General features: G+C 59.7%; 4 protein-coding genes. 2 read left to right on the plus strand and 2 right to left on the minus strand.

Going from position 1 to position 7115, the window contains the following annotated elements; translation table 11 throughout:
- Positions 1–16: 16 nt before the first annotated feature.
- On the minus strand, positions 17–1123 hold the full coding sequence (locus KDL09_RS00125) for a hypothetical protein (protein ID WP_294380072.1): 1107 nt from the start codon (positions 1121–1123) through the stop codon (positions 17–19).
- A gap of 28 nt (positions 1124–1151) precedes the next feature.
- Positions 1152–1871, minus strand: a complete 720-nt coding sequence (locus KDL09_RS00130; RefSeq protein WP_294380074.1) for a hypothetical protein — start codon at positions 1869–1871, stop codon at positions 1152–1154.
- A 148-nt stretch (positions 1872–2019) separates the two neighbouring features.
- Here KDL09_RS00130 and KDL09_RS00135 point away from each other — a divergent pair, with 148 nt between their 5' ends.
- Entirely contained in the window at positions 2020–6027 is a 4008-nt protein-coding gene (locus tag KDL09_RS00135; protein ID WP_294380076.1) for a PQQ-binding-like beta-propeller repeat protein, read from the plus strand.
- 5 nt (positions 6028–6032) lie between these two features.
- A complete protein-coding gene (locus KDL09_RS00140) occupies positions 6033–7049 on the plus strand; it encodes a hypothetical protein (protein WP_294380078.1) in 1017 nt (338 codons plus the stop codon).
- Positions 7050–7115: the final 66 nt, after the last annotated feature.

Genomic DNA, 7115 nt, shown 5'->3' on the forward strand with positions numbered 1-7115 from the left:
CATGCGAAAGCCGACGCTACTTCTGATAGATCGGCAGGAAGTGATGATGCACTGAGAGGCTCAGCAGAGCGAGCGAGGTGGCATACACGGCGCCTGCGCTCTTTTCGTTGCCATTGCGCGGATACCAACTGCCGTCCGGTGATTGGGAGGCAATGAGAGTCTGCTCGGTTTTTTGCCGGGCGGTGGCGGCGTGATCGCCACCGCGCTGATACATGCCCTGAGCGTAGTAGTAGCAGCCGTAGAAGAACCAAGGCTCGTTGATCTCGGGCGGTGATTTGAGAAGCCAGTTGGCAGAGCCGAGCACTTCGGGGGCTTCATACTGGCCGCATACCTGAAGAGAGAGCAATCCCGCTGCCGTGGTGGAGAAGGTCTGGCGTCCGCCGTAGGGCTCGTAGCTGAACGCAGCGGCATCGCTGCGAGGATTGCCGTTGGAGTCACGCTCCACGCGATAGCTGCGTTTGATGTAGGCGACGGCGTTATCGATAGCTTGTTTGGGGACGTCGAAGCCAGCGTTCTTTGCCGCACGCAGGGCCATGACCTGCCAGACGCTCACGGAAATGTCGCTATCGCTGGAACTGGGCTCATAGCGCCAGCCGCCGCGGTTGGCTTCGCTTTTGGGCACTTGCTGGGAACGGATGATGAGTTGAATCGCACCGTCCAGATGCTGGCGCAGGCGCTTGTCCGTGGCCTCATCAGGGGAGTGACCTATCATTTCGCCGAGCATCAGGGAGATGATGCCGTGACCATACATGCGCGAGCGGTCGCTGCGGCCGAGGTAGCCGTTTTCGTCAGGTTCGACTCCCTCCACGACATAACGCAAGGCTTTGCCGCAGGCCTGGCCTTCGGGAGTGGGATCGTCCGGCATGTGGCCGACGGAGGCGAGCCCCATGAGGGCGAGCGCGGTCATGGCGGCGCTGTGCGAGGGCAGGTCGCCGCGCTTGGGCTTTGCGTCAGTCTTCTCGTCCACGATGAAGCCCGCAGACTTCTGCTGCTGAATCAGCCAGGCAACGGCCTTGTCCACGGCCGTTTTAACCTGCGGGGAAATCAATTCAGGTTTCGGTGCCTGAGCAACGGCGATCGTTGTGGCCGAAAGGAGGACGAAAAGTGATCGAGGGAGGCGCATCTGCGGACGGAAACGATTCAATGCAGCTTTATCGTGCGTTCATCCACGGAATTTGCGGCTCGTTGCGCAACTGTTTCCAATTGTTCCAGGCCAGCATGCCGAAGATGAGCAGGGTGAAAATGCCGCCGCCGACACGGTTGCCGACACGAATCTCGAGCAAACGCAGGACACCGTTTTGCAACCCGAGCCAGAGATCGCGCTCAAAGGACAGCAGTGCCAAAACGCCGGCGCAGACAATGCTAATGGCGAGCACCTGTCGTTGTTTGGCCGGTCCGAGGTAGGCCTGGCACAGTCGGCCGCCGTCGAGCGGAAGGATGGGAACGAGGTTGAGGAGCGCCCAGAAAATGCTCACCACGGTGAAGCCGTCGAGCATCTGATACAGCCAGAGGGACGGTGGCCGCCAGAGAGAAATGGACCAGCCCACCGCCAGCCCGGCGAGAATCTGCAGCCCGGGGCCCGCGGCGCTGACGAGGAAGTCCTCACGACGAGTGCGCAACTGACTGCCTTGTGCCAGCCCGCCGAAGGCATAAAGCACGATGCCCACGCGGTGGTCGCCGAAGTTTCGCATGGTGAGCGCATGACCCATTTCATGAATCAAGATGGACAGAAAGACGGCCACCACCCAGGCCAGGAGGCTGCGCAATTGTTCGGGCGAACTCGCGGTCAAAGCTCCTCCCATCAGTGCGGAGTTCAGCCAGAACATCCAGTGGATCAGAATCGGGAAACCGAAAAGGGTGAAGCGCAGCATGGGCGGGTGGAGGAGGGGACGCCGATGTCTTCTCACATCCCTCCGCGCAAATCCACCATTTCATGCAAGGATGGGACGAAGCGGGGCAGGCCGAAAAAGGGTGGAAACATAGCTCTACCGGGGTTCGTTACGCGCCTTCCATCCTGCCATGAAACGATTCCTTTTTTCTCTTCTGTTCTCCTCCGCATTGTTGGCCGATGACGCGGCCGACCTGATCTCTCAATCTGGCGTTAAGGGGGGCATCGTGGTCCACGTGGGCTGTGGAGATGGCAAGCTGACGCAGGCGCTGCGGGCGAACGAGCGTTATCAGGTGCAGGGATTGACGAAGGATGCAGCGGCGGTGCCGGGGATTCGCGAGTCGATTCATGAGGCGGGCAAGTACGGGCCGGTGGCAGTCGAGAGCTGGGATGGGAAGCATCTGCCCTACATCGAGAATTATGTGAATCTGCTGGTCATCGAGGATGCGTCTGCGGTGGCGAAGGAGGAGATCGACCGTGTGCTGACGCCGCTGGGCGTGGCGATGGTGAAGAAGGTTGGCGGCGGCTGGGACAAGATCACGAAACCGTGGCCCAAGGGCATGGATGAGTGGACGCACTACGCGTATGACTCGGAGGGCAATCCGACATCGAAGGACCTGCTGGTGGGCCCTCCGTCGCGCATGCAGTGGGTGGGAAATCCGCGCTGGAGCCGGCACCATGACCGCATGTCGTCGGTGAGCGCGCAGGTGAGTGCGGGGGGGCGCATTTTTTACATCATGGACGAGGGCAGCCGCATTTCGATCCTGATGCCGGCGAAGTTCGCGCTGATCGCGCGCGATGCGTTTAATGGAACGATCCTTTGGAAGAAGCCGATTCCGGAGTGGAGCACGCATCTGTGGCCGCTGAAGTCGGGTCCGACGCAGCTCACGCGACGTCTCGTGGCGGTAGGGGACAAGGTCTATGTGACTCTGGGAATCGCCGATCCGATTTCCTGCCTGGATGCGGCGACGGGCGAGGAGATTCGCAAGTATCCTCAGACGAAGCGGGCGGAGGAGATTCTGTATCGCAACGGCACGATTTACACGCTGGTGAATCCGGAACCGTGGGTGCTAAACGAGGAGTTCGCGGTGAAGCAGCAGAGTGATCAGAAGCGCGTGGAGACGGAGTTCAACTGGGATGGCAAGACGCGTCACCTGATGGCGATCGATGCCGACAGCGGCAAGACGGTGTGGAAGGTGGATGACAAGGTCGGGCCGATCACGATTGCTTTGGATGACAAGCGTATCGTTTATTACAACGGTGATGGCTTGACCAGCCGCGACGTGAAGACCGGCGAGGTGAAGTTCGCCGATGTGCCCGAGGCACGTCGCAAGCTCTATGAGTTCAACTTTGCGCCGCGTGTGGTGCTGAATAAAGACATCATCCTGTATGCCGGCGGCGATGGTTTGATGAAGGGCATCAATGCGGACACTGGCAAAGAATTGTGGAGTTCGTCCCATGAGAAGAGCGGCTATCGCAGCATGGAAGATGTCATCGTGGCGCAGGGCCTTGTGTGGAACGCCGGCACGACGAGCGGGAACCAGACGGGCGAGTACACCGGCCGTGATCCGCTGACGGGCGAGGTGAAGAAGCAGTTCTATCCCGATGTGCCGGAGGGGACCTACTGGTTCCATCACCGCTGTTACATGGCCAAAGCCACGGAGAAATACATCATGCCCTCCCGCACGGGCATCGAGTATGTGGACATGGAGAAGCAGCACTGGGACCTGAATCACTGGGTTCGTGGCGCGTGTCTGTATGGCGTGATGCCGTGCAACGGTCTGACGTATGCCGGACCGCACAACTGCGCCTGCTACCCCGAGGCAAAACTGGACGGCATGAGCGTGATGGCTTCCGCCCCCCGTTATCCGATGCCTGAGAACACGCCGGACAACGCACGTCTGACCAAGGGCCCTGCGTATGCGGACGCGATCGATGAGAAGCCCGCTGATGCCAAGGACTGGCCGACGTATCGCTCCGACAACGCCCGCAGCGGATTCTCGGACCAGGACCTCAAGAAGGATCTCGGCATGGCCTGGGAAGTGAAGCTCACACCGCCTCTGAGCACGACGACGAGCGCCGCCGGACTGACCTTCGTGTCGGAAGTGGACAAGCATACGCTGCATGCGTTTGACTCCGCCACGGGCAAGGAAGCGTGGCATTTCATCGCTGGTGGTCGCATGGACTCACCGCCGACCTACTGGCAAGGCCGCGTGTATGTGGGCGGCAATGACGGCAACGTTTACTGCCTGCGCGCGAAAGACGGTGCGCTGGTGTGGAAGTTCCAGGGCGCGCCGGTGATGCTAAGCCACGGTGCGTGGGAGATGATGGAAAGCGTCTGGCCCGTGCATGGCAGCGTTCTCGTGGAGAATGGTCTCGTGAGTTTCGTGGCGGGGCATTCCTGCTTCCTAGATGACGGCCTGTGGTTCTACCGCGTGGATGCGAAGACTGGCGAGATGAAGGTGAAGACGCACTATGACGACCGCGATCCGGACACCGGCGGTGATTTGAACGATCGTCACAAGACGCTGCAGATGCCGGTGGCGCTGAATGACATCCTCAGTAGCGATGGCAAATGGACCTACCTTCGAACTCAGAAAATCGATCCGAAAGGTGTTCGCGTCGAAGTGGGGCCGGTCAGTGGTGATTTTGACAAACAGGGAGGTGCTCACAAGGGCGAAGGCCAGCACCTCTTTGCTCCGATGGGTTTCCTTGACGACTCGAACTTCCACCGCAGTTACTGGGTGTATGGCAAGAGCTTCGCCGGTGGGCATGGCGGTTACTTCCAAGCGGGCAAGTATGCGCCTGCTGGCCGCATCCTCGTGCATGACGACAAGAACGTGTACTCGTATGGTCGCGAGGCGCAGTATTACAAGTGGACGACAACGATGGAGTACACGCTGTTTTCCACGCCCAAGGCTCCACCAGAACAGGCTTTCGACACCGAATCGGCCACCACCGAGCGGCGCGGCAACAGCGTGGTGTTAGGAGCCGATGGGAGGCCGCTTGCCGAACAGCCGAAGAACAAAGAAACGCAGGTCGGCCATAGCGAGACCTTGAAGCAGCAGGCGGAAGCGAAAAAGAAGGCTGGCAAAGGCAAAGCTAAAGGAGCTGCGAAAGGCGATGCGAAGCCGAAAAACGCTCCGATCCCTGGCAGTGTGCAGTTCCCGGATGTTGCCGCACTGGATCCGACAGGAACGCCGATCACGGTCGAGGCTTGGGTGCTGCCTGATACGGCCAATGGAACGATCTTGAACCAAGGCGGACCGCGGGTGGGCGTTGGGCTCGATTTCCACGACAAGAAGCCGCAGTTCCATATTCGCAGTGATTCGAAGGTGAGCACCATCTCCTCCGCCGAAGCGATGACCGAGGGCTGGCATCATCTGGTCGGGACTCTGGCTGCCGACAAGAAGATGAGCCTCTATATCGACGGCAAGCTCGTTGCCGAAGGCACGGCAGGCGGTCTGGTTTCCAGCAAGCCCGCCAATCCGTTGATCGTGGGCAATGGTAACGGTGTCGCAGAAACAAATGCGGGTGGTTACAGCGGCCTGCTCGATCAGTTTGCCATCTATCACAAGGCGCTCTCCGCCGCTGAAGTGCAGCAGCGCTTCGAGCAGCCGGAATCGAAGCCCACTGACGCCGTGCTCGCGTGCAACTTTGACAACGGTGACTCCCGAGACAATTCCGGCAACGAAGCCCATGGCGTAGGTGCTGGCGTTGAATCAGGAAAGGGCAAGGTCGGTGGTGCACTGTGGTTCAAAGGCGGTGCGGCCGCGGGCGCCAAGGCGGGCAGCTTCGTTAAGCACACGTGGGATCGCTTTGTGCCGATCGTCGCACGCAGCATGGCGCTTGCTGGGAAGACGGTGCTCGTGAGCGGTGCACCTGATACCATCGACGAGGAGTATGCGTTCGAACGCCTTGCAGCGAAGGACCCCGAGATCTTGAAGGAACTCAAGGAGCAGGACGAAGCACTCGACGGAAAACACGGTGCCAAGATGTGGGCCGTGAATGTTGAAACCGGTGAACAAAGCAGCGGTCTTGAACTCACCAGCCCGCCTGTCTGGGACGGCATCACCGTTGCTCAGGGCCGCGTCTACGTGAGTACGATGGACGGCCGCCTGCAGTGTTTTGGGAAATAACGCTCATGAGACTCGCCACGCTTCTCACCCTGATTTGCACCAGCGGGGCCTGCGCCTGCACAATCCCCGTTTTTCGCTACGCACTTGATCGTTGGGAGGCGGACAAGTTTCACCTTCTGATACCGAAAGACGTGGCACAGGATACGTCCGTTCAGGATTTGCTGCGACCGTTGCGTGCCAATGGAAAAGCCAATCTGGACATCACAACCTCGAGTGATGCTGCGTTGAAGGCGGCTGAACTCCGTTCTTCACGTAACAGCGACCAGCTTGTCTGGTCCGGTGCGTTGGACAAAACGTCATTGGGCTCGCTGCTGGAGTCGCCGGTGCGGCAGAAGATCGTCGAACACATCCTGGCAGGGGACTCGGTCGTCTGGGTGGTTGCCGACAATGGTTCTCCGCTGGACACAGCGGCGGCGGATCACGTCGAAAAGCGGCTCAAGTTTCTGGAGCAGGTGGCTGCGCTGCCTGTTCAGGATCCCAATGATCCCGACAGTCAATTGGGCCCGGGCCCTCCTCTGAAACTGAAATTCACGGTGATGCGGATTCGCCGGGATGATCCGGCTGAAAAGCCCCTGCTGCGGATGCTGACCGGACCGGGTGGGGAAATCGATCCTGACAAGACCAGCTTTGCCGCCGCAGTTTTCGGGCGGGGTAGGGTGCTGGGAGCGTGGCCGCTGGAGATTCTGGACGACGCCTCGCTGGAAGACGTCAGCATGTTCCTCGTGGGGCGCTGCGGCTGCCGCATGAAGAATGAGAATCCCGGTTGGGATATCCTGCTTAACGTGGACTGGGAGAAGTCACTCGGCGAGGCTAGTTTGGCTGTGCATTCAACGGCTGGTTCCATTTCAGGTGTGGATGCCGCTGCTCCTCAAGCAGTAAGTGCAGAGCCTGAAGTTGTGACAATTTCGGGCGAGAGTGCTGAGAGGAAGGATGTGGCCGTTACTGACACTGTTTCAGTGATGGGCGTGCTGGCAGGAAGTGCCTTGTTGCTTCTGGCTTTAAGGAGTCTCTGGAGAAAGTGAATCACCGGGCGGACGTTTCCCTCCTGTTGCAAAGGGAATGTGGGCATCCTCCTGAACTAGGGAACA

The organism is Prosthecobacter sp., assembly GCF_020439865.1.
Lineage (GTDB): Bacteria > Verrucomicrobiota > Verrucomicrobiia > Verrucomicrobiales > Verrucomicrobiaceae > Prosthecobacter.